Raw genomic sequence first — 25,355 nt, 5'->3', positions numbered from 1 at the left:
TATAAAAACGCAACATGAAATCGTTGTTGAAAATAAGTTTGTTCATCGCATGCCTGGGTTGCACCGCCACCATTACTGCGCAGGACATTCACCTGTCGCAGTTTTCCGAAACGCCCATCCTGCGCAATCCGGCGCTGATCGGCATCTTCAATGGTGATGTGCGCGTACAGGCCGTGTACCGCAACCAGTGGAACAGCGTAACCATTCCTTATGAAACAGGTACCATCAGCGGGGAACTGAAATACCCGGTGGGCACTACCGATTTTGTGACCGTAGGCCTGCAACTCACCTACGACCGTGCCGGCACTTCCAAGTTGCAGTCTACCCAGGTATTTCCCGCCTTCAACTATCATAAATCGCTGAGCGACGACAAGAGTACTTTTCTTTCGCTAGGCGCTATGGGCGGCCTGGTACAGCGCCAGTTCGACATCACCCACCTTACGTTCGATAACCAATATACCAATGGCCGTTTTGACCCAACCGCCTCCACCGGGGAAGACGGACGCCTTTCCCTGCGCGGTTATACCTACCTGGATGCTGGCGTGGGCCTGAGTTTCAACAGTGTTATCGGGGAAAATACCAACTACTATATTGGCGCAGCGTTGTATCACTTTAACCGGCCCAAGGTTTCTTTCATGGGCGATAAATCCATACAACTGCAAGCTAAGATTACTTTCAACGCCGGCATCACCATACCCGTGTCTGAAAATGTGAAAGTGATTGCACAGTACAATGAATTACACCAGGGCAGTTATTCCGAGTTTATTGGCGGCGCCATGATTGGATATGGGCTGCTAAGCCAGGGATTGGAATCTGATCATGGTGTATATGGTGGAGTGTACTACCGCTATGGCGATGCCATTATTCCCATGGTGCGGCTGGATATGGGCAAATACGAAATTGGCTTCAGCTACGACTCCAATATTTCCTCCCTTACACCGGCAAGCCACGGCCAGGGCGGGTTCGAGATATCACTCGTGTTCAAGGCTTTTCGCAATGAAGACGTGGCTAATATGGCCTGCCCTCGTTTCTGACCGGATGTATATTGGGTGAATCCAGTTGTGTATGAAACGCATTTGCCTGTTATTAGCCCTTGTTAAAAGCTATAATGTGCCCCGCCTGTTTTCCTTCAACAAATAAGAACAATTTGGACTGGGGGCGATGGCAAATCCGTATTACCAGCTTGTTTTGCAGCCCTGCTACATTTTAGCAGCGATCAGCAATGGGCGCCCCTGGCGTTGCAGTACACCCAGGCAGCTACCTACTGGAAAAACCTGCTCCCAAAAACAAAAACCGCCTGGCAGGGGGCTTACTAATAAAAAGGACCGGCAGCAGCCCACCAGCCTCCAGTACGATATTTATTTTAACCTGGCCTAATGTGCCATCTGGGGCAAGGACTATACCGGGGCCATACATTACCTAAACCAATGCAGCTTGCTGTATCAGCTGGATAACGATACCCGCGGGGCTGGTGGATAACCTGGACATCCTGAGCCCACCTACCCGCTGTTTTTAATGCCGGTTTAATTGCCCTTAACGCAGAATGCAATAACTTGCCATACGTGAAACTCTTTGCTATGAAAAAGTATGTTTGCTGCCTGTTGACGGGATGGTATTTGATGACCGGGAGTACGGTGCATGCACAGATTGATGGCGTTGTGGAAACGGTGGTAACTTACCAGAAGCCCGCCACGCGCAAGCTTCCGCCAGATGCTAAAACATATGACGTGCGGTCCCACAGCAATTTTTCGCTATCGCCTTTTGGCATGTCAGAGGGCGAAATCTCCGCCAAACTGGCCCTGAACGGCCTGCAACGCGTGCCGGAAAATGGCGACCTCCACCTGGTGGTGACAGTTGGTACCGCCCAAGGCCCCCAAAGCCTGCACCCGAAAATGGTAAACACCGGCGATTATATCATGAGTATAGAAGCCCCCATTTACGCCCCGCTATACTATAAGCTCACCGATGCAAAAGGGATGGTGTATGAAGAAGATTCTGCCCTCTCGTCATCCTACCAAACCTTTTCTGTGGCCTTCCGCAGCCGTACCAATGTAGAACCAGCGGTAAGCTCTTATACTAACAATACCCTGCTCCAAACCCATACCCGATCTGCTATTGAAACCAATATAGACTGGATTAATTTCCTGCTGAACGAACAGTTTTTCGGTGGTACTAAAAAGGTGAACATGCACTTTTTCTACCTTAACAAATCAGCGAAGTTTGGCCTGGATGGGATGGACAAACAGCAGGCCGATAGTATAGTGCTGGCCCTGAACCAGTTTAGCAGGGACCAGCAGTGGCCTCCCTTGGAGCAACGTGCCCAGCAGGCTGCCGCTTATTGGGAGGTGGAGCTATCCCACCTGGATCAGCTCACCCCTTCCCTTAAAAATCATAACGACCGTTATGACATGTTGTTCCTTAAATACGATTTGTATTATAACCTGGCCCTGGCTTATATCTGGCTGAAAGATGGTCGCCGCGTAGACTATTACCTGGATCGCTGCCGCCTGCTGAAAGAACGCGAAGGCTTTACCGCCGATGCGGAAGGCAACTACCAAGACATTTTCCCGGCACGTTAGGCTGTACCGGCAAGATAAGGCCCAGGCGTAAAAATTTAAGAGATCGCTATGTTCCGACAGGGATATGATGTAACTTTCGCGCGTTAATTTAAGCGTTCACTATTTAAAATACTTTTATGAGCTTAGCCACTGGAACACCCGCACCGGCATTCTCCCTGTACGATACCGACAAAAAACTCACCACCCTGGCCGATTTCAAGGGCAAAAACCTGGTAATCCTGTTTTTCCCCCTGGCCTTTACCAGTGTATGCACGGCAGAACTGTGCAGCATGCGCGACAACCTGGCTACTTACAATGGCCTGAACGCAGACGTAGTGGCCATATCCGTAGATTCTCCATTTGTTCTTGGCAAATTCAAGGAGGAACAGCAACTGAACTTCCCCCTGCTGAGCGACTTCAATAAGGAAGTATCCAAGGCCTACGGCGCCTATTATGATAATTTTGTACTAGACCTGAAAGGGGTGTCTAAAAGGGCAGCTTTTGTGGTAGACAAAACAGGTAATCTGCAATATGCAGAGGTGCTGGATTCGGCGGGGAATCTGCCTGATTTCGAGAAAATAAAAGAAACGCTGGCGAAACTTTAAGCAACGTTAATTTTTTGAAAAAAAAAGCGGCAAGCACATAATAATTGGCTTGCCGTTTGTTATTTTTACAATATATGAGAAAATAAACGTCCTCGAACGTAGATATTCAAAAAATATTATATCTTTGGAATACTATGATTAAAACCTATACACTCTTTTTTCTTATGGTATGTTGCTGCTTGTCCTTTAGGGCAAAGGCGCAGTATTCCCCTAAGAATGAGAATGCTACGGTTACTAAAATCATAAAACCTCCTTACCCTAACCCCGCTACCAGCCGTATTAATTTTGAGTTCCAGAAGAATAACGACAAGCATTATGTGCTTATTGTGTACAATTTTCTAGGAAAAAAAATGGAAGAGGTGAAAGACTTGTCCTATCGTACAGAATTAAACCTGGACAATTATTACACCGGTATTTATATTTACCAGCTCCGCGATCAAAATGGCAACATTGTTGAATCCGGTAAATTTAATGTCATTAAGAACTAACCTCCCGGGTATTTGCTTTATACCTTCCAATAACGCATCACTTATTCCTTTTATTTTATTGCAGCTAAATATTAAATGGCAAAAGCCCCGCCCTTTGCAACTATAATCTGCGCTGGACAAGGCTTTCGTTCAAATTATATTTTTATGCGCTCTTGGCAGCCCATTCTTTCCGCAACTTTCCTGCTGCATGTTGAGGACTACTTACACACTACGATACTTCAACAATTAAAAACTTCAGGTAGGTGGTATTATCCACGCTCCATAGTATAGGGTGATCCTGTGCCTGTGTCTGAAAAGTTACCTGTCGCAATCTCTTCTTAGCATCCTTGGCCGCCTGGTCTATGGTTTCCAGGAATACTGCCGGCGTCACCAGGTTGGTGCAGGAAGCCGTGACCAGGAAACCGCCTGGTTTCAGTAACTTCATGCCCCGCAGGTTAATTTCTTTATAACCCGTAATCGCTTTCTGGATATTTTCCCGGCTCTTGGTGAAGGCGGGAGGATCCAGGATCACTACGTCAAATTTTTTGTCTTCCTTGGTCCATTGTTTCAGCACATCGAAGGCATTTACCGCCTGGAAGCGGCATACCTCCTGCAAGCCATTTAGCGCCGCGTTGCGGCGGGCGGTGTTCACCGCGTGGTCAGAAATATCCAGTCCCAGCACGCTTTTAGCACCGTAGTGGCCCGCGTGGCAGGAAAAAGTACCGGTATAGCAAAATGCCTCCAGCACATCGGCGCCTTTCACGATATGTTGAATCTCGCGGCGGTTGTCCTGCTGGTCCAGGAAATAGCCGGTTTTCTGGCCATTTTCAATATCTACATGAAATTGCAGCCCGTTTTCCCGGATGATAAGATTAGTATCGAAAGGAGCGCTCAGAAATCCTTTTTGCTGGGCCAGGCCTTCCAGCTCCCGCACGGGCACATCGTTGCGCTCATAAATACCTTTGGGGGAGAAAATGCGTTGCAGGGCATTCACGATGGCAGGTTTCCATTTGTCCATACCCAGGGAAAGGGTTTGCAGTACGAAGTAATCGTTGAACTTGTCGATCACCAGGGCGGGCATTTCGTCTGCCTCGCCAAATACCAGGCGGCAGTTTTCGGTGTAGCCCAGGCGCTGGCGGTATTCCCAGCATTTTAGCAGGCGGTGGTAGAAGAATTCATCATTAATCTGCTCATCCCGGTGGCGGGTAAGCAGGCGCACCAGTATCTGGGATTGGGGGTTAATATAGCCTCTGCCTACGAAAAAGCCCTGATGGGTGTACACTTCCACGGTATCACCAGCCGTTACGTCGCCCTCTATATTATTTACCTCGTTGCCAAAGATCCAGGGATGCCCCAGCATAACGCGGTTCTGTATTTTTTTCTTCAAAAAAACTTTCGTCATCGTAGTAGTTGAAGGGGCAAAGATAAGATGTTAGCTGCACCCATCAATCAGTAAGCTGCAAGCCCTCTTATTCCCGGCCTACTGGCTTGCCGTGTGAAAAGGCTTACCTTTGCAGCAGCTTAGTGAAAGAATGTCAATTTGTCCAGCCAGGCAACGCTGGCAAAGAAATTGACTTAACTAAACTGCGTTAATCTAAACACAATTATGGCAGCAGAAAAAGAGCAAACCGGACAACCTGGCAACAACGCCGATTTTAATATTAATACAGACGAGAACCTGAGCGGATCCACCCACCTGAATGATGCGGTGACTGATGGCGACGAACTGGAAAAGGCCCAGCAACAGGTGAATGAATATAAAGACAAATACCTGCGACTGGTAGCAGAGTTCGACAACTTCCGCAAGCGTACTGCCAAAGAGCGCCTGGAATTGATACAAACCGCCAATAAAGAAACCATCCTATCCATGCTGGATGTGCTGGATGATTCTGAAAGAGCCGCCAAACAATTGGAAACTGCTGACAATTTTGCAGCGGTAAAAGATGGTATTTCCCTGGTGTTCAACAAACTGAAAACTACCCTTACTAATAAAGGCCTGAAGCCTATGGAAAGCATTGGCCAGGAATTTAATCCCGACCTGCACGAAGCCATCACCGAAATCCCTGCCGCACCGGAACAAGCTGGCAAAGTGATCGACGAAATGCAAAAAGGCTATTACCTGAATGATAAACTGATCCGCCATGCCCGCGTGGTGGTCGGAAAATAGCATTATCGTTTAATTTTATTATGGGCGATAGCGCGTATGTTTTCGTGTAAATTCATTTACACGAAACCTGCGCGATCATTTTTTTTAAGTACATCACATCATGTCTACCAAAAGAGATTATTACGAAATACTGGGGGTGGCCAAATCGGCCTCACAGGATGAGCTGAAAAAAGCGTATCGCAAAGTAGCTATGCAATACCATCCCGACCGCAATCCGGACAACAAAGAAGCGGAAGAGAAATTCAAAGAGGCGGCAGAAGCCTTTGAAGTGCTGAGCAACCCAGACAAACGCGCCCAGTACGACCGCTTTGGCCACGCAGCCCCTGGCCGTGGTGGTTATAGTGGCGGTAATATGAACATGGATGATATTTTCTCCAACTTTGGCGACATCTTTGGCAGCGACGACGTATTCGGCAGTTTCTTCGGTGGCGGTCGCAGTGGCGGCGGTGGTGGCAGAAGCCGGGGCCGGGGTGTACGTGGCTCCAATTTGCGCGTAAAGATTAAACTCACCTACGAGGAGATCGCCAAAGGCGCCAACAAGAAGATCAAAGTAAAAAAACATGTAACCTGCACTACCTGTAATGGGAATGGTGCTAAAGATAAAAATTCCTTCCAGAGCTGCGGCACCTGCGGCGGCAGCGGTCAGGTAAGGCGCGTAAGCCAAACCTTCCTGGGTCAAATGCAAACCGTGACCACCTGCCCTACCTGCAATGGCGAAGGACAGATCATCACCGCTAAATGCACCAGTTGTAAAGGCGAAGGCCGTTTGTACGGAGAAGAAACCGTGAATATTGATATCCCAGCCGGTGTGGGCGAAGGCATGCAACTAAGCCTTAGCGGCAAAGGCAATGCCGGCGAACGGGGCGGCGCACCAGGCGACCTGCTCATTCTCATCGAGGAAGAGGCGCACCCAGACCTGCAACGTGATGGCCTGAACGTAGCCTACGACCTGCACATTTCTTTCACCGATGCCGTATTCGGCACCTCGCTGGAAGTGCCTACCATAGATGGCAAAGCCAAAATCAAAGTGCCACCAGGCACACAAAGTGGCAAAATTTTCCGACTTAAAGGCAAGGGCTTCCCCTCCGTAAATTCTTACGAACGCGGAGACCAGCTTATTCATGTGAACATCTGGACGCCACAACACGTTTCTTCCGATGAGAAGGCGATGCTGGAAAAATTGCAGCTGTCAGACAATTTTAAGCCGCAGCCGGAGAAATCGGAAAAAGGATTTTTCGATAAGGTGCGGGACATTTTTGGATAAATAATAGCGCTTACAAGCGCCTGCTATACATCATCATGAAAACGGTCAGGAAAGTTTCCTGGCCGTTTTTTTGTGACTTGCAAGGTGCCAGTGGCTGGCCATCCTATACAAAGGCCCTTACCCATTGTTGCGACGGCTCTCGGCAGATAGCCAGCAATAGCAGTCCCCGGCCCGGCGGAAGCTTCCCCTCCTTCCCCCTTTTTATTACCTTCGCGCCATGAGCATTGATCCCGCTAAGCTGCAAATGTTTGAAAACCGCTTGCAGAAAGTATTTAAACACACCAGCAAGATCGCACGCCGGCAAAACATTACTTGCTACCGCGTGTACGATGACGACATCCCGGAATTTCCTTTCAGCATAGAAATCTATGAAGACCATGTATACGTGGCAGAATACCAGCGCCGCCATGGCATGGAAGAAGACGTTCATGATGCCTGGCTGGATGAATGCCTGGTTAAGATTGCCCAGATACTGCAAGTGACGGAAGATGCCATTTTTGTAAAGCAGCGCGTGCGCAAGGAAGACCGGCAAAGTCAATACCAGCGCGTAGCACAGGAAAAAAATGAATTTATCGTGCAAGAGGCGGGTCTGAAATTCAAAGTAAATCTTTCCGATTATCTCGACACCGGCCTGTTCCTGGATCATCGTATTACCCGCAGTATGGTGCGGGAGGAAGCTGCCGGCAAAAAAGTACTTAACCTTTTCTGTTATACCGGATCATTCTCCGTTTACGCCGCCAGCGCCGGCGCAGCCGTTACGTCGGTAGATCTCTCCAAAACCTACCTGGCCTGGGCGGAGGTAAACATGCAGCTGAATGACCTCACACCCGCACAACATCAGTTTATCCACGCCGATGTATTGCAATACCTCGATACCCTTAAGCTCAATACCTTTGACCTTGTAATCCTGGACCCGCCTACGTTTTCCAACAGTAAACGCATGAAAGAACATTTAGACATACAGCGCGATCATGTGGATATCCTGAACAAAGTATTATTAGCTACCAAAAAGGGAGGTGTAGTATATTTCAGCAATAATTACCGCCGTTTTATACTGGATGAAGCGCAGATAGCAGCTACCAGCATCAAGGATATTACGAACCAGACCCTGCCATTTGATTTTCAACAAAAGATGATCCGCAAGTGCTACCGCATCGTTAAATGATCAGTGTGCAGGGGGGGTAATGATCCATAACTTACCCTCCTTTTTAACAGCCTTAGCCATTTTCAGGAATTCACCCCGGTATCCTTCCGGGTCCTGGTCTTGCGAGGACTTGGCAATACGGATCACCAAGTCTATGTTGCCCTGGCCGGCAAAGGCCGATTTGCGCAGTAGCATCCCAAACAAACTTACAGAACTGGCAAACCTGAAATCTGCTGGTGCCATAGCGAAAGGGGTACAGGCTGGTTTTAGTGCACCGTAAAAAGTACGTATAGCCGTATCCGTTGGCAGCCGGTACCACAGGTCTATACCGGCTATCAGGCTATCCTTTTGTGTCTGGACTGCGGCTGGCTCTATTTCATAGGTTGCCACTGCGCAATGGTCTGTACCTACAATACCGCCCGTAAAAAGTGGTGTAGTGCTGGTATCGTCGGTCAATACTTTATTTTCATACCCTATCAGCCTGTAGGAGGCCACCAGCAAGGGGTTGAAGCTCACCCTTGCTTTCACGTCTCTGGCCACGCTAAACAGGGTGCCGCCAAATTCATGGGCGAAAACCTTGGTGGCTTCATCCAGGTTATCGATATAGGCAAAGTTACCATTGCCCTTATTGGAGAGTGTCTGCAACTTGGAATCCTTATAATCTTTCATTCCAAAACCAAGACAGGTAAGCCATACGCCGCTTTCCCGCTTCTCTGTAATGAGTGCCTCCATTTCCTGATCGCTGGTCATGCCCACATTGAAATCGCCGTCGGTAGCCAGTATCACGCGGTTATTTCCGTTAATGATATAGTTAAGCATAGCCTGCTGGTAGGCCATTTTAATAGCGGCTTCCCCGGCGGTAGCGCCTCCGGCACTCAGATTATCAATGGCATTGAGGATTTTTTGCCGCTGGTCGCCGCTAGTGCTGGGCAAAATAAGACCTGGCGTGCCGGCATAGGCCACAATAGCTACCTTGTCTACCGGACGCAGGTTCATCACCAAAATGCGGAAAGCCGCCTGCAACAGCGGTAGCTTATTGGCCGCCCCCATACTGCCGGATACATCGAGGAGAAATACCAGGTTACTAGGCGGTAGGCTATCACAATTTACTTTGCGGGCACGTACTACCACCTGCAACAAATTATGAGATGGTGCCCAAGGACAGGTGGCATAGGTGCTAAACACCGCCAGGGTGCTGTCTTTTTGCGGTAAGGGATAGTTATAGTGAAAGTAATTTACCATTTCCTCAATGCGCACCGCATCGCTGGGAATAGGCTCTTTCAGATGAATGAAACGGCGCACATTGCTATAGGCAGCACGGTCTACATCTACCGCAAACCAAGACTGGGGGTTAGTTTGAGTGTGCAGGAACTTATTTTCATATAGTACACCATAAGTTTCGCCATAGAAAGTGCGCACTCCCATGGATACATTGCCATAATTGGAGTTGAGCGTGTGGGTTACGCGGGCGTTTATCTTGGCGATGGTTACGGCGTCCATCGTTTTGGGCTTAGGCTGTAAAGCCACCAGCAGCCTGCTTTCCGGTGTGATAGGGACGATGCGGGTAAGGTAGCCGGCGCTGCCTATACGCAATTGGGTAACACTAACGGGTATGTATATACGAAATAAGCCAAAGGCATTGGTCACTACCAGGGCCGTATCCTGCACGGCACTCACCGCGATGCCAGGTAAAGGTTGGTGGTTCACACTATCCTCTACCGCACCGGTAATCCACATCTTTTGGCCATGGATGTCACGTGGAATGGCCAAAAGGCATACCCATAGCAGCAACTGGCGCATATATAAATGTAAGCTAATTGAGTTATGTACTATATACGAGGTATCTGGTGCCAGGTATTGGACACCCTGAAGTTAATTCCTGTTAGCACCACGATACGCATGTCCTGTATAGTACCACATGCCTTGTTTATTCCACCAACTGATAGATTTCGGGGAGGTTGCGGCCAAGGCCATCGTAATCAAGACCGTAACCGAGTAGAAATTTGTTGGGCACCGAAAAGCCAAGGTAATCGATCTTAATGGGGTATTGCAGCGCCTCGGGCTTGTGCAGCAGGGCGGCGATCATCAGTTTTTTAGGGTGCTGGTGTTCCAGTTGGGGAAGGAACTGACTGAGGGTTTTTCCGGTATCTACAATGTCTTCGAGGATCACTACAGTTCGGCCAAAAAGATCTTCATCCAGACCAATGGCAGTCACCACATTGCCGGTAGATTTAGTGCCTTTGTAGGAAGCCAGTTTAATAAAGCAGATCTCCGCGTTCACATCCAGGTGTTTGAAAATATCGGCGGCAAACATAAAAGAGCCGTTCAGGATGGCGATAAACAAAGGCCTGGAGCCTTGCAGGTCATTATTAAGCTGGGCGGCCAGTTCTTTAATGCGCGTCTGCAACTGCTCCTCGTTAATGTAAGGCTGGAATTGCTTGTCATGAACCTGTATTACCGGCATCCTGTTCGCTTTTAAATTTATCAAAGTGCAAATGTAGGCAAATGGTCTTTTAAAAATAACGCGGAGGCTACTTCCTCACCAGGATGCGCTGGCCTATTTTAATGTCGTAGCCCTGTAAATTGTTCCAGGCCTGGAGGTTGGCGATGCTTACGTTAAAACGCTGGGCAATACCGTAGAGTGTTTCCTTGGGCGTTACCTCGTGGTAGCCGTTGGCGTCCATGTTGCCCGGTGCGGCGGCAGGCGGCGGCGTGGCCATGGGGGTGGTAACTACCGGCGCGCTGGGGCCTGCACCTGCATTGGCCGGCGTTTCTTTGATCGCTACTGCTGCTTCATCGCTGCCTTCCGGTTTTTCCGGCGTGGTGGTGCTGGCCTGGGGCTTAGCCGGCAAAGTGCTGGCGGCGGGAGGTATTTTGTTCACCTGCGCTACTTTTTTCAGGTCGTCTTCCATACCGGCGGGCAGTTTATTTACCTGCTGCTGGGGGGCGGGTGCCGGCGTGGCAGCGGTGGTGGCGGTGGTGCTGGCACCACCGTTGCGGATGTTGTTTACGCCCTCTTTCAGGTCGTTCCATATTTTTTTGGGTTGCAAGTCTTTAGGCTGCTGATCCTCTTCTTTCAGGGGGGTGGCGGCTACATCGGTGCGCACAGCGGGCTTCTCAGAAGCAAAGCCGTCTAGCACCAGCTTAGCGCCGGGGGCAGGTTCCTGGCCTTCATCCATTTTGTTGCGGCGGCGTAGCCATTTCATCTGTATACCTTCTGCCTGGGCAACGTCGTGCATCGTTTCGCCGGGAGCTACCAGGTGATAATCGTCCTGACCACGTTTGCTTTTTTTCTGTAGAAATACCAACATATCCTGTGGCAGCGACTGATCATCTTCCAGGTCGTTGTACTTCACCAGGTTGCTCAGCCGAACATCGTACTTAGTGGCCACCTGAATGAGTGGGGTGCCCGCCTTCGCGAACAAGGCTTTGCGCCCGTTCACCTTTACCACTGCGCCAACGATATAATTTTTACTGGGGGCATTGTAGGTGGTATGGTTGCTTTTGTCGATAGGACTATTCCCCAGCGCATAGTCCCTGCCGCGCTTGCCACCATAAGAAACGGGTGCCAGCGGATCAGACAGCTCTCCATTGCCAGGAGCTTCGTTCAGGGCGATCAGCGTGTATTGATTCAGGTTATTGTCTTCAATAACCTTGATGAGTTGCTGCGGGTAGGTGGGGCTAGTGGCGTAACCTGCTTGTTTAAGGCCGTAGGCCCATGACTTGTAATCGTGCTGGTCTATCTTAAAAAGCGTGGCATAGCGAGGGTTTCCTGTGAGGAATGCGGAGTGGTCCTTATAAGAATCTGCGGCAGATTCGTATTTGCGAAAGCATTCCCCTTTGGCATCATCGTCGTAGGTTACGTAAGGTCCTGTCCAGTTATTTTTGCATTTAATCCCAAAGTGATTGTTGGAGTTGAGTACCAGCCAGCAATTGCCGGATTGGCTTTCCACCACGCCCTGGGCCAGTGTAATGGCGGCCGGGATGCCGGTGCGGCGTTCTTCCTCGATCGCAATGTTTTTATAAGTGTTGACGTATTGCGCTGTAGTCATGTTCTGCGCCTGCACCGCAGCCGCACAGCCCATCAGTATAACGCTAATGGTGAAACATTTTCCAAGTGGCATTGTATTTATGAATTTAATGGGTTTCATTGTTTGCTTTAACGCTGCAAGGTGGCTTTGCATTGCCCGGCTACCCGCCTGCTGTTATTTTTTACGCATCATGAGCAGCCCGTCGCGTACGGTAAGCAGCACTTCCTCTACCCGCTCGTCCGCCTTTATTTTTTCACAAAATGCAACCATGGCTTTGGCGGGGCTGCTTTGTGCGGCAATTTCTTCCATCACCTGGCCATGGTACAGTACATTGTCGGCCAGGATAATGCCACCGGTTTTTACCATGGGCAGCACCATATCGAAGTAGGTTTCATACATGCCTTTATCGGCATCGATGAAAACCAGGTCAAAAATTTCATGCAGTTGGGGAATAATGCTGGCGGCTTTGCCAATGTGTAGCGTGACCTGGTGTTCCAGACCGGCCTGTTTAAAATAGCGCAAAGCCATATCTTCCAGTTCCTCATTACTATCAATAGTGTGCAGATGCCCGTCTGGCGGAAGGCCGGCAGCCAGGCATATGGCAGAGTAGCCAGTGTAGGTGCCTATTTCCAGCACCCGTTGCGGGCGCATTACCTGGCTAAGCATGCGCAGGAACTGGCCCTGCAAATGCCCGCTAAGCATGTGGGCCTGCTCTACCTTCATATGCGTTTCACGGTTCAGCCTTGCCAGCACCTCACTTTCGGGTGTGGTGTATAACGCCGCGTAGGCTTCTATGGTAGCCGGTAACGTATCCTTCATGGGCAAGTTTACGCGAAATTAAGAAAAAAGCCAGTGCCGTCGCATTTAGAAGTTGGGGCGCAACTTATTAGTGGTATAGAATACGCGAAAGTATTCCACTACTTCTTCCGCCGTGTCGAAGAGTTTTAACAGGCCTAAGTCTTCAGGATTAATGTTGCTTTCCTTGAGCAGCATAGTATTATGTATCCAGTCCAGCAGGCCGCTCCAGTATTCTTTACCCACCAGCACCAATGGGGTTTCCGTCATCTTACGGGTTTGGATAAGGGTGGCCACTTCAAAAAATTCATCCATGGTACCAAAGCCGCCGGGCATCATTACAAAACCCTGCGAGTATTTGGTAAACATCACCTTGCGGATAAAAAAATAATCGAAATGCAGGCGCTTATCGTGGTCTATGTATTCGTTGTAAAACTGCTCATGGGGCAGGGTAATATTTACGCCCACAGATTTGCCATTGGCCATCTGAGCGCCTTTGTTGGCCGCTTCCATCACACCGGGGCCACCACCTGAGATAATGCCAAAACCTTCTTCGGCAAGGCTCCTGGCAATTTCCACGGTAAGGTCGTAGTACTTATTTCCTGGTTTGGTGCGGGCCGATCCGAATACGGAAATGCAGGGGCCTATCTGTGCCAGCGCTTCAAAGCCTTCTACAAATTCGGCCATGATCTTAAATATCTGCCAGGAGGAATGGGCGCGGGTTTCTGTCCAGTCGCGCATTTTTAAATGCTTGAGGTGATCGTTCATGGGTTGCTTTATTTTAAACGCCGGTTACGATATAGCCGTAAGTGCTATTGTACATTTCACAACGCAGTGTTATCTTATGGTATATGCCGGTGGCTTATTAATCCTTTGATTAACTTGCATACCGATAAAAATAAGTATTTATGAGCAAAAGTATCGTGGTGTTTTGCGGTTCCAGTATGGGTGCACAGGCTGCCTATGCACAACAAGCCAAGGCATTGGGCTACGCCCTTGCAGAAAGGGGCATCACACTGGTATACGGCGGTGGTACCGCTGGCCTTATGGGCCACATTGCCGATAGTGCGCTGGAAAAGGGTGGAGAAGTGATCGGGGTAATTCCTGAATTTCTTAATACGAAGGAGCGACGCCATGAACACCTTACCAAACTGGTAGAAGTGCAAACTATGCACCAGCGCAAAACCATTTTATATGAACTGGCCGATGCCGCCATTGCGCTTCCCGGTGGTTATGGCACCCTGGACGAATTCTTCGAGATCCTTACCTGGAACCAGCTTACCCTGCATACCAAGAAACTGGGCCTGCTCAACATTAATGGGTTTTACGATCACCTTTACAAACACCTGCAACATGTTACTGACGAAAAATTTGCCCCACCGGTACAACTGAACAACCTGCATATCGACAGTGATGCCAGCGCGTTGCTATCAAAAATGCTTTTATAAAAAAAAGCCGCAGCGGATATACGTTGCGGCGGTTTTGTGATATGGCTTACTAATTAGAAACCGAAATTAATACTGGGCGAAATAATAGGCCCATTACCGTAAGGCGAGTAGTCGCGGTTCAGCACATCAAACAACACCATCAGTGAAATGTAGGAACGCCCCCCACCTACCCCCATGGAATAGCCCCCGCCTACCAGCAGGCTGGGTACTCCGTAAGTACCTTTGCCCAACTGCTCGCCGGTATCATAAATGCTGCTTTTATACTGTACACTATTTAGCTCCGGCTGTACATGAATAAATGCCTGCGGTATGGGGTAAAAGCGGGCCCATAATCCACCGCCAAAAGCGGTGTACTGATCTTTGAGCCGGACAGTATTATCGTTTTTATCGAACCCGTAATATCTATCACTGGAATACAGGAAATTAAGGGCTACGCCTGCCGCCACGAAGCGGTTAAAGTGATAACCAATTAAGGGCTGTACAGCCACATTGGTAAAATCGCCGAAAGCCAGGCCCAGGCCACCTCCGAATATCAGTTTGGATTTGTCAAATCCTGTGTGCGACCCGGTATCTGTCCGGTAATACTGTGCATGCACGGCCTGCATGCAGGCTATCAGGGAAATGAGTAACAATACGCGTTTCATGAGATAAGATTTTTACAAAAGCCTGGGGTATGATTACCTGTTATACATTCCGGCACGGTGTGCGTTGCCTGGAATGGGTGTAATGGCCCGCAGGCGCTATTTGATCAATTATTGCAAAAGTAGTTTAATGTGGCTAATCAAAAATCTTTCCTGGGTTCAGGATGCCGGTGGGATCAAAAACTTTTTTGATTTGGCGCATGAGGTGCAGGCTTACTTCGGGGAATAGGATGTGCATGTAGGGTTTTTGCACCAAGCCTATGCCGTGTTCGCCGGAAATGGTGCCGCCCAGGGATTTTACCAGTTCAAAAATTTCAGTAATGCCTTGGGTTAATGAGCCATTCCACTGCGCTTCCGTAAGGTTGCCTTTTATAATATTCACGTGCAGGTTGCCATCGCCGGCGTGGCCGTAACACACGGAATGAAATCCGTAGCGGCGGCCTATTTCTTTCACCCCTTTCAGCAGCACGGGCAGTGCTGCGCGGGGCACCACGGTATCTTCCTCCTTATACACAGAGTTTGATTTTACGGCTTCGGCCACGCGGCGGCGCAGTTTCCAGAGGGAATCTTTCTGTACGGAATCATCTGCAAAAAGTATTTCCCCGCAATCGAATTCTGTAACAATGCCGGCAATGCCTTCCATTTCCTGCATCAGCAGTTCTGGGTAGTTGCCATCTACTTCTATGAGCAGGTGAGCCTGCACATCGGCGGAGATGGGTACGGATGTATTGTCTACATATTTCACGGCCCACTCCAGTGCATCGCGTTCCATAAACTCCATGGCCGAGGGGGTGTAGCCCGCGCGGAAGATAGCGCTCACCGCTGCACAGGCATTTTCTGCGGAGCGGAAAGGCACCAGCATCAGCAGGTCGTGCTTGGGCAGGGGAATGAGGCGCAGTACAATTTTGGTAACAATGCCCAGTGTTCCTTCACTGCCTACTATCAATTGCGTAAGGTTATAACCGGTTGCGTTTTTCAAAACGCTGGCCCCAGTCCAGATCACTTCGCCGGAGGGCAATACCAGTTCCAGGTTCAGCACATAATCTTTTACCACGCCGTATTTCACTGCTTTAGGACCGCCGCTGTTTTCAGCAATATTCCCACCGATAAAACAAGTGCCACGGCTGCTGGGATCGGGCGGATAGAAGAGACCTTTTTCTTTCACCGCGTTTTGCAATACTTCGGTAATCACCCCCGGCTCGGTGGTCACCTGCAAATTGCGTTCGTCTATATGGATAATGCGGTTAAAACGTTCCATAGACAGCAGTACGCCACCATACTGGGGCAGAGCACCCCCACTCAGCCCGGTGCCGCCACCACGGGGCGTTACGGGCAAATGATATTGGGTACACCATTCCATGATGCGGCTTACCTGCTCGGTGGTATTGGGCTTCAGCACTACGGAGGGCAGGAAGTGCAGGTCTTCAGTTTCATCGTGGGCGTAGTGCGCCAGGTTATCCGGATCGGTCAGCACAAAAGCTTCGCCAAGTAGCGCGCGGAATGCCTCCAGGTGTGCATCATTTACCGTACTGAAATAGTTCATGGGCTAAAGATAATAAAAGTGCAAGGCCTTTAAAAAGATGGGCAAATGGTAGACCGGCGTGCACTACTGAAGCTGCGGTTAGTATACAGGCCGGTGTACACCAGGCCAATCTCGTAAGCACCCTGCCGGCCATTATTTACCGCCAGCGAGGAGGTAGTAACATCATAGCTGAAATTGAGCTTTACCTGTTGCAACTGGTAGCCCACCATCAGGATGGCGGCATCGTGGGCGCGGAAATAGGCACCGCCATAAAGCTGTTGCACCCCATCACCGGAAAGGTTATAAGCTACATTGGCACCCAGCACCAGTTCCGTGCTTTTGGTCTGCCAACTGTAATAGCCACCGGGATTTACAATTACTTTATCACTGAGTTTTATACTGGCATTCAGGAAGCCAATGTAGCGGCGGGCTATTTCATTGTCGGTGTTGTAAAAAGATTCTCTTGGATGATTAAGGTGCTGTACGGACACGCCTACATTCACATAAATATTTTCGGTGGGAAAATAAGCATAGTTCATGCCCACCTGCAAGTCGAAATAATTTACATGGTTATTCTGAATAGGCTCTGCGGTGGGTACGGCGGCGTCGAAGAACTGTCCGTTCCACTGATCGCCGAAAGTAAGTTTGGTGATGTCTACATGTTTGTTGGCAATGCCCCCGTTAAAACCCAGCGACAACAGGCTGCTTTGCCCCAGCAACTGGTGATAGGCAATGGAGCCATAGGCTTTGGTGGAAGTAAGATCGCCAGCCCCGGCCACATCGCGCAGTATAACACCGCCTACACCCAGCCAACCATATTCCAGGCGGTCGCGCAGTAACTGGAAATCGCCGAATGCCGACATCGTTTTATAAGGCACCGGTATGCTGCTCCACTGATCCCGGTAGTTTACGCCCAGGCGGTAGTTGCCGTCCGGAATAAATCCGGTATTGGCCGGGTTGGTGAGCAGGGGTGAATTGTAAAACTGTGAAAAATGGAGGTCTTGTGCAGATAATGGCAGAACCGCTATCAGCATCACTCCCAGGCCGGCTAAAAATTGAACGAGCGCTTTCATGTTACAGCATTATCTAAGTAAAGTTACACTGCCAGCTTTATTGGCCTTGGTACCGTCGGTAAATACCAGCGTTACCTCGTAAGCATAAGCATCCATGGGTTGTGCGGCACCTTTATACTTACCATCCCAGCCTATTCGCGGATCATTGCTCTGGAACACCAACTGTCCCTGACGGTTAAATATTTTCATTTCAAAATTATCGACTCCAAATGCTTTTACCAGGAACACATCATTGAGCCCATCGCCATTGGGTGAAAAAGCAGAAGGTACGTCAAACAGTGGCACAATGATGGCGCTTACTTTCTGGCACAATGTATCCAGGCATCCGGTAGCATTGGTGGCAATTAAACAAGCATCAAAAGTACCGGTAGTGTTGTATTGATGCTCCGGATTGGTCTCTGCCGAAACCTGTCCGTCCCCAAACGACCACAGAAATTGTACCGCATCCGAGCTGGAACTGTTAGTAAATTTCGTAGGCGTATTTACCTGGGCTATCACAGGGGCATAACTAAAGCCGGCCACCGGCGGCGGCACTACGGTAATGGTGCTGGTGGTACTATCTACCCCGTTGCAGGTGGTGCTGTCGTAAGCATACATCTTCACCGTGTAGGTGCCGGGATCCAGGTAGGTGGTTACAGGATAAGCTTCGGTAGAAGTTTGTCCATTGCCGAAATCCCAGGAAAAAGTTAGCCCTCCCTTCGTGGTGTTATTAAAATTCACGGTAAGCGGTGCGCAACCACTATCTGGCACCACGTAAGAGGCCACCACATTGGCCGCTACACGCAGGGGAATGGTGTCGATATCGGGTGTGTTGCAATAGTTGGTATCGACGAGGGAAAGCAACACATTGTAGATGCCTTCCTGCGCATAACTGTGCATCTGGTGAGTAGTATCGGTAGTAACCAACGGGCTGCCATCGCCAAAATCCCAGGTGAAGGAGGTATTAGTAAAAGGCTTGTTGCCGGGGGCTACAGACAGGTTATCAAAGCGGTAGGTAAGGCTGCCACAAGGTGGCTGCCGGATGGCCAGGCCGGACACATTGGCTTTGTCCGTGCGAACCCGTACATTATAATAAGCCGTATCATAAAGATTACAGGCGTTGGGATCATATTTAATAAGGCGTACGGTGTAATCGCCATTCTGCGTGTAGGTATGCTCTACCGTATCGATTGTGCCGGTAGTATCTGCCGATCCATCTCCGAAATTCCAGGTCCAGCTCTGGGCAGCCGATTGGGTGGTATCTACAAAGGTAATGGGATCGCCAAGGCAGAAGTGGCTTTTACGGCCAATGCTTGCAATACCGGCTTTAATTCCATCCAGGTTAAAGGAAATTTTGAGGGCGGCCAGGTTGCAATCCACATTCGGGTCTTTTGTAGAGGCATAGGCACCTGGGGTGGTAGGAAAGCGCGGCTGTGGCGGATTTACATAACATGCGGCGCAAATGGCCTGGTAGATAATACCGTTGCGGTCAAAACGGCTGGTCCCTCCATCCACATGCTCGAACAACCCGTTGCCGCCAAAGTAGCTACCAAACAAAATGCCCCTTGCATCGCGCTGCAGTACAAAGAAATAAAAATCCTTCCCGTCTGTAGTCCTTTGTAGCGGCGATTTCAGCGGCAAACCAGTGGTATTGGAATTAGGGAAACCAACATCAATGCCCCCCACTGTTTTATCGCCCCCCCAGCCGGATACATAAACGTTCTCACAACGGTCTACCAGGAAGGCCACGGGCGATATACTGGGATCATTGGCCTTCTTACCAAAGGTGGTGGAATATACAAAATCGGAAAGGTCGGGTTTTATTTTAGCGATGTATTGTTTGGAATTATCGTTATAAAAAGTTGTAGTTCCTGTGGGCTGGCGGATAGGCCAGTTGCCCTCCGTAGTACCCATGGCATACACATAACCATTAGCATCCATTTGCAAACCGTACAACATGTCGGCGGCTTCGTTATCGCTGCCCAGAAAAGTGGATTGCAGGATGCTCTTGCCGTCTGCAGAGATATGGGTAATAAAACCATCCGTTTGGCCACCCCGGAAGGAAGAAGCGATCACCGTACCCACGGTCTTGAAATTGGAGCTGGCCGTGGCCCCGCCTACATAGATAGATTTGAGGTCGGGAATAGCCAGTACAAAGGCTGCATCATCATTGGATCCGCCCAGGAAGCTGCTCCACACAATGCCACTACAGGTAGGATTGATCTTAAGCACCACCCCATCCTGTGCGCCGCCAATGGTGCTCTGGAAGCCACCGCTCACCGGGAAGTTGGCAGACGTCGTACAACTGGCCAGGTAGATAAACCCGGCAGGGTCGAGCAATACTTCACTGCGGGCCCCATCGCCATAATTGCGCGCAGTGGTCTTAAACTCACCGCCTTCCTGGTTAATGTTTACCCCGTCTGCATTGCTGCCGCCAATAACCATGGAGCCTACCAGCGCCGTGGCCGTGGCATTGAACTTCACCATCACAATATCCCAGTCGCCGCGAGGACCTATCAGTGTCTTACCCGGAAAGTTAGAAGAGTGGGTGCGTCCGGACATAACTAGTTGTTGCTGGCTGTCTACAATCAGACTATGCGGCTCGTCCAGTCCATTGCCACCAATGTAGGTGGCATATACCAGCTTGGTGCCATCGGGCGTAAATTTAGAAATACCGATATCGCCGGGAATGCCTTGGGAAGTACCGCCGGCATAGCTGCTTTGAACTGCACCCATGGTAACGGGATAACCATTATCCGCCACAATGCCGCCCGCGTAAAAATAACCCTGGTCGTCGTAGGTGGCAGTAAAGCCCCAGTTGTCTGCACGGGAGCCGGTAAAAGTAGAAAATATATAGTTAGGATCAATGATCAGCGGGTAAGCTGCGTCGTACTCCTTACCCACTTTAAAACTTACGACACCCTTTTTTAACTGGTAACTAACGGTTACGGATACACGCTCATTATTCACGTATTGATAGGCTACCGGGGCCTGCTCTATCACATCGCCAATGGAGGTATGAATCAACAGGTTACTTTTTTTGATCTCCACACCGTTGGCATAATTATACGCCAGTTGTACCGCGCTAATATTAGCACCGGGGTTTACCACCAGGTCGTATTTTAGCGCCGAGGCTTCGGAATACACATGGAGGTCTATATTGGGATACAGTTGCTGGTAGATGATGTTTTTATACGCCAGTACATTAGCCCGCCATTTGGTAGAGTCGTTTCCAATGAAATAGTTGCGATGGGTATCACTGGCTTTGTCCGGTACAATGGCTGGATTGGCATTAGCGCCCTGGAACACCACTTCGTAGGCATGCCCCCGCACAGCGGGTACTGGACCTACACCGGCACCGTTCTCATTGGTGCCACTGCTGGATACTGCTTTGGAATCAAGGCCCACCGGTACATTTCCTTTGGGTACCAGCACAATGCCGGTGTCGGCAGCCGGGGGCTTACCATGCATCCATTTATGGAGCTTTTCCATATCGCCGGGGTCTTGCAGGAAAAATACGAAACTGTTCTTTTTAAGGAACACCTTACCGCCGCCCATATCTGCCTGGTATAAATAGTCTTCCATCCACTGGCCTTTGTTTTCGATAAATTCCAGCGGTGTATAACTCACCGGGCGTGTTATTACAGTGGCTTGCTGAGCGCACACCGGCAATATACCTAACCATAAAAGCACATTCAGCAATGCACCCACGTGCTTCCGCAAAGGCCGATCCATTAAAATAGTTTTAAAACACCTCACCTCAAAAATTATAAAATGTTCAATAGCAACAATCCACTCCTTTTTTGTTAATCGAGAGCAGCGCTAATATGGTTTCTGTGGCTTCGGGCATAGGCCTTCTGCTATATCACCGTATTATATCAGGTTAAATGATCCTTGCACCTGCGGCTATCCATTTATATTAGCCGGTTGTAGGAAGCAAGGTAAATGGCTGCTTTCAATACTCATTTCAGCAAGGTCACGCTACCAGCCTTACTGGCTTTGGTTCCATCCGTAAAGAGCAATGTCACTGCATAGGCATATGCATCTATGGGCTGGGCCACGCCTTTGAAGGTGCCATTCCATCCAATCAGCGGGTCGTTGGTTTGGAATACCAACTGCCCTTGCCGGTTAAATATCTTCAGATCGAACTTTTCTACACCGAATGCTTTTACCAGCAACACATCGTTCAGCCCATCGCCATTCGGTGAGAAAGCCGAAGGTACGTCAAAGAGCGGTACTACAATGGCGCTTACCTTTTGGCACAGCGTATCGGCGCAGCCCAACGCATTAAAAGCCGTGAGACATACGTCGTAAGTACCGGTTTTATTGTACTGGTGTTCCGGTTGTCTTTCATCCGACACTGAACCATCACCAAACGACCAGATAAAACTGGTAGCGTCGGGGCTGGAAAGGTTGGTAAACACGGTGGGTGTATTCACCTTGGCAATCACCGGGGAAAAGCTAAAACTAGCCCCCGGCGCAGCTACCACGGTAATGGTTTTGGTAATACTATCTGTTTGGTTACAGGTGGTCGTATCAGTGGCCACCATTTTTAGCTGGTACTGCCCTTTTTGCCCGTAGGTATGTACTGGGTAGGCATCGGTAGAAGTACTGCCGTCGCCAAAGGTCCAGGTAAAGAACTGTCCCCCTTTGGTGGTATTGTTGACCGTAAAGGTGAACGGTACGCAGCCGCTATCCGGCACAAAGAAACTGGCCACCACGTTGCTGGCCACCCGCAGCGGGATGGTATCTACATCGGGCGCGTTGCAATAATTAGTGTCAATGAGCGTGAGCAGCACGTTGTAAATACCTTCCTGTGCAAAGGTGTGCCTCTGCGTGGCAGTGTCTGTGGTTACTATTGGGCTGCCATCGTCAAAATCCCAGGTAAAGGAGGTTTTAGTGAACGGCTTGCCATTTGGTGCTTCAGAAAGGTTGATGAACTCGTATGACAGACTGCCGCAGGGGGGTAAACGTTTAAACTGTGTCGCTACATTTGCCTGATCTTCCCGGATGCGCACCGTATAATAAGCGGTATCGTAAACATTACAACTGTTAGGATCGTATTTGATGAGGCGCACTTTATAATCGCCGGCTTTTTGGAATGCGTGTCCGATGGTGTCTTTCCCAACCACCGTCACCCCGTCGTCAAAATCCCAGGTCCAACTGGTAGCGGCCATCTGCGTAGAATCTATGAAAGTGATATTGTCGCCCACGCAGTAGTGGGATTTACGATTGATGGTTTTTATGCTGGCTTTAATACCATCCAGGTTAAAGGATATTTTGAGGGCTGCCAGGTTACAACCCTGTGGCTGTACCGATGAGTAAGCACCCGGCGTGGTGGGATAGCGGGGCTGGGGGGTGCCGGCCCGGCAGGCGGCGCAAATGGCCTGGTAGATAATACCGTTGCGGTCAAAACGGCTGGTGCCACCATCTACATGCTCAAACAGCCCATTGCCCCCAAAGTAACTTCCATAGAGCTGCATGGTGGCGTCTTTCTTCAGCACGAAAAAGTAAAAATCTTTCCCGTCGGTCGTGGCTTGCAGCGGGTTTTTCAGGGGCAGGCCTATGGTGTTGGAGTTGGGAAACCCTGCATCCAGGCCATTTACCACCTTATCGCCACCCCAGCCAGATACGTACACATTTTCACATCGATCCACCAGGAATGCCACGGGCGAAATACTGGGATTATTGGCCTTCTTACCAAACGTGGTGGAATATACGTAGTCCGACAGGTCGGGCTGCATTTTTACGATGAACTGTTTTGAATGATCGTTGTAGAATGTGGGAGTGCCGGCAGGTTGTTTAGAAGGCCAGTTGCCCTCTGTGGTACCCATGGCGTAGAGGTAGCCATTGGCATCCAATTGCAGGCCATACAGCATATCCGCTGCCCCATTGTCTGACCCGATAAAAGTGGATTGCTGCATGGCGCTGCCGTCTGCGGCAATGTGGGCCACAAAACCATCCGTGGCGCCACCCTGGAAAGTGTTGGAGATCACCGCGCCTTTCACCGGGAAATCTGGACTGGCTGTGGCGCCGCCCACATACACCGATTTGGTATCAGGCAGCGCCAGTACAAAGGCCGCATCATTGGCCTTGCCCCCCAGGTAACTACTCCACACCAGGGCGGAGCAATCCGGATCAAATTTCAGCACCACTCCATCCTGCTCTCCACCTATGCTGGTTTGAAAACCGCCACGGATGGGAAAGTTGCGGGACTGGGTACAGCTGGCCAGGTAAATAAATCCGGCCGGGTCCAGCAGCACCTCACTACGGGAGCCATCGCCATAATTACGCAAGGTGGTAAGTGCCCCTGTAGATTCTTCTGCCACGTTTACCCCATCGGCATTGCTGCCACCAATGGAGATGGAGCCTACCAGCGCAGTGCCGGTGGCGTTGAGCTTCACCACGGCAATATCCCAGCCGCCCCGGGGACCAATGGCAGTTTTGTAAGGGAAGTTTGCGGAGTTGGTACGCCCGGCAATAATAAGTTGGTGCTGCCCGTCTACAACTAGGCTGTGGGGTTGATCCTGGTTACTGCCTCCCAGGTAGGTGGCGTATACCAGTTTGGTACCATCGGGTGTGAATTTGGAAATGGATATATCCGAAGGGGGAGAGCCGGTACCGCCACCATAGCTGCTTTGCACAGCACCCATGGTTACCGGGTAGCCCACCCCCATCACAATACCACCAGCGTAAAAATATCCCTGGTTGTCGTACGTAGCAGTAAAACCCCAGTTGTCTGCCCTGGAACCGGAAAGGGTAGAGAAAATATAATTGGGGTCAATGATGAGCGGGTATCCGGGGTCGTACTCACCACTTACCTTAAAACCTACCAGCCCTTTTTTTAACTGGTAACTAACGTTAACGGATACACGCTGATCATTGATATATTGATAAGCCACGGGAGCCTGCTCTATAGCATCGCCCACGGAGGTATGAATAACCAGGTTGCCCTTTTTAATTTCCACGCCACTGGTATGTTCATAATCCAGCTTCACCGCATCTACCCGGCCTCCCGGCGCAATGATCAGATCGTATTTTAGCCGGGCCGCCTCGGAGTATACGCGTACATCCACGTTAGGGTATATTGCCTGGTAGGTAACGTTTTTATAGGCGAGCACATTAGCCCGCCATTTCGTAGGGTCGTTCCCGATAAAGTAGCTGCGATAGCCTTCAGTGGCTTTTTCCGGGATCAGGGTGGCGTTGGGATTGGCACCGGCAAAGGATACTTCATAAGCATGTCCGCGTACTTTGGGCATGGGACCCACGCCCGCGCCGCTGCCCGAAGCGGGTGCAATGGGCGAAGGAATGGGGTTGTTATTTTTTACGCCGGCATGCTTGCTGCCAATGTCCTGAATATAATCGCCGCTGGGCCGGCCATGTACCCAGTCGTGCAGTAAATCGAAGTCGTTTTTATCCTGGAGAAAAAATACAAAGCTGTTTTTACGGAGATATACCATGCCTCCGCCCATGTCTGCCTGGTACAAAAAATCCTGGCTCCATTGACCTTTGTTCTCAATAAATTCAAGCGGGGAATAATCGGGTGAAGCAGTTTGCTGTGCACTTGCACCCAAAGCACAAAGACAGATGAGCCCGAAAAAAAAGCCGGTACGGCCAAGCTGGAAAATGTGCCTGAATGCCAAAGTTTTAGAATGTTTCAC

Annotated in this window: 20 protein-coding genes; 9 read left to right on the top strand and 11 right to left on the bottom strand. The window is 49.8% G+C overall.

The genetic code is table 11. The features are described from left to right. The first annotated feature begins 14 nt into the window (after window positions 1-14). The 5 genes from GA0116948_RS06780 (at window position 15) to GA0116948_RS06760 (ending at window position 3,651) form a co-directional block, all read left to right on the top strand. The gene (locus GA0116948_RS06780) at window positions 15-1,034 is read left to right on the top strand and encodes a PorP/SprF family type IX secretion system membrane protein (protein WP_089710385.1); all 1,020 of its coding nucleotides are present in this window, start codon (window positions 15-17) and stop codon (window positions 1,032-1,034) included. A gap of 127 nt (window positions 1,035-1,161) precedes the next feature. Then, window positions 1,162-1,377 carry a hypothetical protein gene (locus GA0116948_RS06775; protein ID WP_089710383.1) on the top strand — a complete coding sequence of 72 codons (216 nt, stop codon included), beginning with the start codon at window positions 1,162-1,164 and terminating at the stop codon, window positions 1,375-1,377. Window positions 1,378-1,577: 200 nt separating this feature from the next. Then, entirely contained in the window at window positions 1,578-2,579 is a 1,002-nt protein-coding gene (locus tag GA0116948_RS06770; RefSeq protein ID WP_123891688.1) for a hypothetical protein, read from the top strand. 116 nt (window positions 2,580-2,695) lie between these two features. Then, window positions 2,696-3,163 (top strand): redoxin domain-containing protein, encoded by a 468-nt coding sequence (locus GA0116948_RS06765; RefSeq protein ID WP_089710374.1) that lies wholly within the window; start codon window positions 2,696-2,698, stop codon window positions 3,161-3,163. Between the two features lie 134 nt (window positions 3,164-3,297). Continuing rightward, complete coding sequence (locus GA0116948_RS06760) at window positions 3,298-3,651, top strand: T9SS type A sorting domain-containing protein (RefSeq protein WP_089710372.1); 354 nt, start codon at window positions 3,298-3,300, stop codon at window positions 3,649-3,651. 208 nt (window positions 3,652-3,859) lie between these two features. Here the strand turns inward: GA0116948_RS06760 and GA0116948_RS06755 are convergent, their stop codons facing one another. Further along, on the bottom strand, window positions 3,860-5,032 hold the full coding sequence (locus tag GA0116948_RS06755; protein WP_089710370.1) for a class I SAM-dependent rRNA methyltransferase: 1,173 nt from the start codon (window positions 5,030-5,032) through the stop codon (window positions 3,860-3,862). A 204-nt stretch (window positions 5,033-5,236) separates the two neighbouring features. On the opposite strand from GA0116948_RS06755, the gene GA0116948_RS06750 reads away from it, so the two are divergent. The 3 genes from GA0116948_RS06750 (at window position 5,237) to GA0116948_RS06740 (ending at window position 8,226) form a co-directional block, all read left to right on the top strand. Then, window positions 5,237-5,797 carry a nucleotide exchange factor GrpE gene (locus GA0116948_RS06750; protein ID WP_089710368.1) on the top strand — a complete coding sequence of 187 codons (561 nt, stop codon included), beginning with the start codon at window positions 5,237-5,239 and terminating at the stop codon, window positions 5,795-5,797. A 100-nt stretch (window positions 5,798-5,897) separates the two neighbouring features. Next, window positions 5,898-7,061: a molecular chaperone DnaJ gene (gene dnaJ, locus GA0116948_RS06745; protein WP_089710367.1), complete on the top strand. Its 1,164-nt coding sequence runs from the start codon at window positions 5,898-5,900 to the stop codon at window positions 7,059-7,061. Between the two features lie 217 nt (window positions 7,062-7,278). After that, entirely contained in the window at window positions 7,279-8,226 is a 948-nt protein-coding gene (locus GA0116948_RS06740; RefSeq protein WP_240619127.1) for a class I SAM-dependent methyltransferase, read from the top strand. Here GA0116948_RS06740 and GA0116948_RS06735 read toward each other — a convergent pair whose 3' ends face one another. The 5 genes from GA0116948_RS06735 to GA0116948_RS06715 form a co-directional block, all read right to left on the bottom strand. Further along, window positions 8,227-10,005 (bottom strand): YfbK domain-containing protein, encoded by a 1,779-nt coding sequence (locus GA0116948_RS06735; protein WP_089710365.1) that lies wholly within the window; start codon window positions 10,003-10,005, stop codon window positions 8,227-8,229. Between the two features lie 127 nt (window positions 10,006-10,132). Then, complete coding sequence (hpt, locus tag GA0116948_RS06730; protein ID WP_089710363.1) at window positions 10,133-10,669, bottom strand: hypoxanthine phosphoribosyltransferase; 537 nt, start codon at window positions 10,667-10,669, stop codon at window positions 10,133-10,135. 67 nt (window positions 10,670-10,736) lie between these two features. Then, window positions 10,737-12,329: a glucosaminidase domain-containing protein gene (locus tag GA0116948_RS06725; RefSeq protein ID WP_165798329.1), complete on the bottom strand. Its 1,593-nt coding sequence runs from the start codon at window positions 12,327-12,329 to the stop codon at window positions 10,737-10,739. 81 nt (window positions 12,330-12,410) lie between these two features. Beyond that, the gene (locus tag GA0116948_RS06720; protein ID WP_089710360.1) at window positions 12,411-13,055 is read right to left on the bottom strand and encodes an O-methyltransferase; all 645 of its coding nucleotides are present in this window, start codon (window positions 13,053-13,055) and stop codon (window positions 12,411-12,413) included. A gap of 45 nt (window positions 13,056-13,100) precedes the next feature. Beyond that, on the bottom strand, window positions 13,101-13,799 hold the full coding sequence (locus GA0116948_RS06715) for an LOG family protein (RefSeq protein WP_089710358.1): 699 nt from the start codon (window positions 13,797-13,799) through the stop codon (window positions 13,101-13,103). A 140-nt stretch (window positions 13,800-13,939) separates the two neighbouring features. Here GA0116948_RS06715 and GA0116948_RS06710 point away from each other — a divergent pair, with 140 nt between their 5' ends. Further along, window positions 13,940-14,479, top strand: coding sequence for an LOG family protein (locus GA0116948_RS06710; protein WP_089710356.1), 540 nt, complete (start codon window positions 13,940-13,942; stop codon window positions 14,477-14,479). 53 nt (window positions 14,480-14,532) lie between these two features. On the opposite strand, the gene GA0116948_RS06705 is transcribed toward GA0116948_RS06710, so the two are convergent. From GA0116948_RS06705 to GA0116948_RS06685, 5 genes are all read right to left on the bottom strand, one after another. Further along, a complete protein-coding gene (locus GA0116948_RS06705; RefSeq protein WP_089710354.1) occupies window positions 14,533-15,123 on the bottom strand; it encodes a hypothetical protein in 591 nt (196 codons plus the stop codon). Window positions 15,124-15,256: 133 nt separating this feature from the next. Then, complete coding sequence (locus tag GA0116948_RS06700; RefSeq protein ID WP_089710352.1) at window positions 15,257-16,663, bottom strand: FAD-binding oxidoreductase; 1,407 nt, start codon at window positions 16,661-16,663, stop codon at window positions 15,257-15,259. 29 nt (window positions 16,664-16,692) lie between these two features. Beyond that, complete coding sequence (locus tag GA0116948_RS06695) at window positions 16,693-17,715, bottom strand: PorP/SprF family type IX secretion system membrane protein (RefSeq protein ID WP_089710350.1); 1,023 nt, start codon at window positions 17,713-17,715, stop codon at window positions 16,693-16,695. Between the two features lie 9 nt (window positions 17,716-17,724). Next, window positions 17,725-21,429: a gliding motility-associated C-terminal domain-containing protein gene (locus tag GA0116948_RS06690; RefSeq protein WP_089710348.1), complete on the bottom strand. Its 3,705-nt coding sequence runs from the start codon at window positions 21,427-21,429 to the stop codon at window positions 17,725-17,727. Window positions 21,430-21,656: 227 nt separating this feature from the next. After that, a complete protein-coding gene (locus GA0116948_RS06685; RefSeq protein ID WP_123891689.1) occupies window positions 21,657-25,337 on the bottom strand; it encodes a DUF7948 domain-containing protein in 3,681 nt (1,226 codons plus the stop codon). Between the last annotated feature and the right edge of the window lie 18 nt (window positions 25,338-25,355).

It is taken from the genome of Chitinophaga costaii, from assembly GCF_900094705.1.
In the GTDB taxonomy this organism is placed as follows: Bacteria; Bacteroidota; Bacteroidia; order Chitinophagales; family Chitinophagaceae; genus Chitinophaga; species Chitinophaga costaii.
Note: the sequence above shows the minus strand (reverse complement) of the source record. Positions and strands in the feature narration are given on the sequence as shown.

Excerpts from the sequence above, each read along its gene's own strand:
- GA0116948_RS06780 (WP_089710385.1), top strand. The coding sequence starts at position 15 with ATGAAATCGTTGTTGAAAATAAGTTTGTTCATCGCATGCCTGGGTTGC.
- GA0116948_RS06775 (WP_089710383.1), top strand. The coding sequence starts at position 1,162 with ATGGCAAATCCGTATTACCAGCTTGTTTTGCAGCCCTGCTACATTTTA.
- GA0116948_RS06770 (WP_123891688.1), top strand. The coding sequence starts at position 1,578 with ATGAAAAAGTATGTTTGCTGCCTGTTGACGGGATGGTATTTGATGACC.
- GA0116948_RS06765 (WP_089710374.1), top strand. The coding sequence starts at position 2,696 with ATGAGCTTAGCCACTGGAACACCCGCACCGGCATTCTCCCTGTACGAT.
- GA0116948_RS06760 (WP_089710372.1), top strand. The coding sequence starts at position 3,298 with ATGATTAAAACCTATACACTCTTTTTTCTTATGGTATGTTGCTGCTTG.
- GA0116948_RS06755 (WP_089710370.1), bottom strand. The coding sequence starts at position 5,032 with ATGACGAAAGTTTTTTTGAAGAAAAAAATACAGAACCGCGTTATGCTG.
- GA0116948_RS06750 (WP_089710368.1), top strand. The coding sequence starts at position 5,237 with ATGGCAGCAGAAAAAGAGCAAACCGGACAACCTGGCAACAACGCCGAT.
- dnaJ (WP_089710367.1), top strand. The coding sequence starts at position 5,898 with ATGTCTACCAAAAGAGATTATTACGAAATACTGGGGGTGGCCAAATCG.
- GA0116948_RS06740 (WP_240619127.1), top strand. The coding sequence starts at position 7,279 with ATGAGCATTGATCCCGCTAAGCTGCAAATGTTTGAAAACCGCTTGCAG.
- GA0116948_RS06735 (WP_089710365.1), bottom strand. The coding sequence starts at position 10,005 with ATGCGCCAGTTGCTGCTATGGGTATGCCTTTTGGCCATTCCACGTGAC.
- hpt (WP_089710363.1), bottom strand. The coding sequence starts at position 10,669 with ATGCCGGTAATACAGGTTCATGACAAGCAATTCCAGCCTTACATTAAC.
- GA0116948_RS06725 (WP_165798329.1), bottom strand. The coding sequence starts at position 12,329 with ATGCCACTTGGAAAATGTTTCACCATTAGCGTTATACTGATGGGCTGT.
- GA0116948_RS06720 (WP_089710360.1), bottom strand. The coding sequence starts at position 13,055 with ATGAAGGATACGTTACCGGCTACCATAGAAGCCTACGCGGCGTTATAC.
- GA0116948_RS06715 (WP_089710358.1), bottom strand. The coding sequence starts at position 13,799 with ATGAACGATCACCTCAAGCATTTAAAAATGCGCGACTGGACAGAAACC.
- GA0116948_RS06710 (WP_089710356.1), top strand. The coding sequence starts at position 13,940 with ATGAGCAAAAGTATCGTGGTGTTTTGCGGTTCCAGTATGGGTGCACAG.
- GA0116948_RS06705 (WP_089710354.1), bottom strand. The coding sequence starts at position 15,123 with ATGAAACGCGTATTGTTACTCATTTCCCTGATAGCCTGCATGCAGGCC.
- GA0116948_RS06700 (WP_089710352.1), bottom strand. The coding sequence starts at position 16,663 with ATGAACTATTTCAGTACGGTAAATGATGCACACCTGGAGGCATTCCGC.
- GA0116948_RS06695 (WP_089710350.1), bottom strand. The coding sequence starts at position 17,715 with ATGAAAGCGCTCGTTCAATTTTTAGCCGGCCTGGGAGTGATGCTGATA.
- GA0116948_RS06690 (WP_089710348.1), bottom strand. The coding sequence starts at position 21,429 with ATGGATCGGCCTTTGCGGAAGCACGTGGGTGCATTGCTGAATGTGCTT.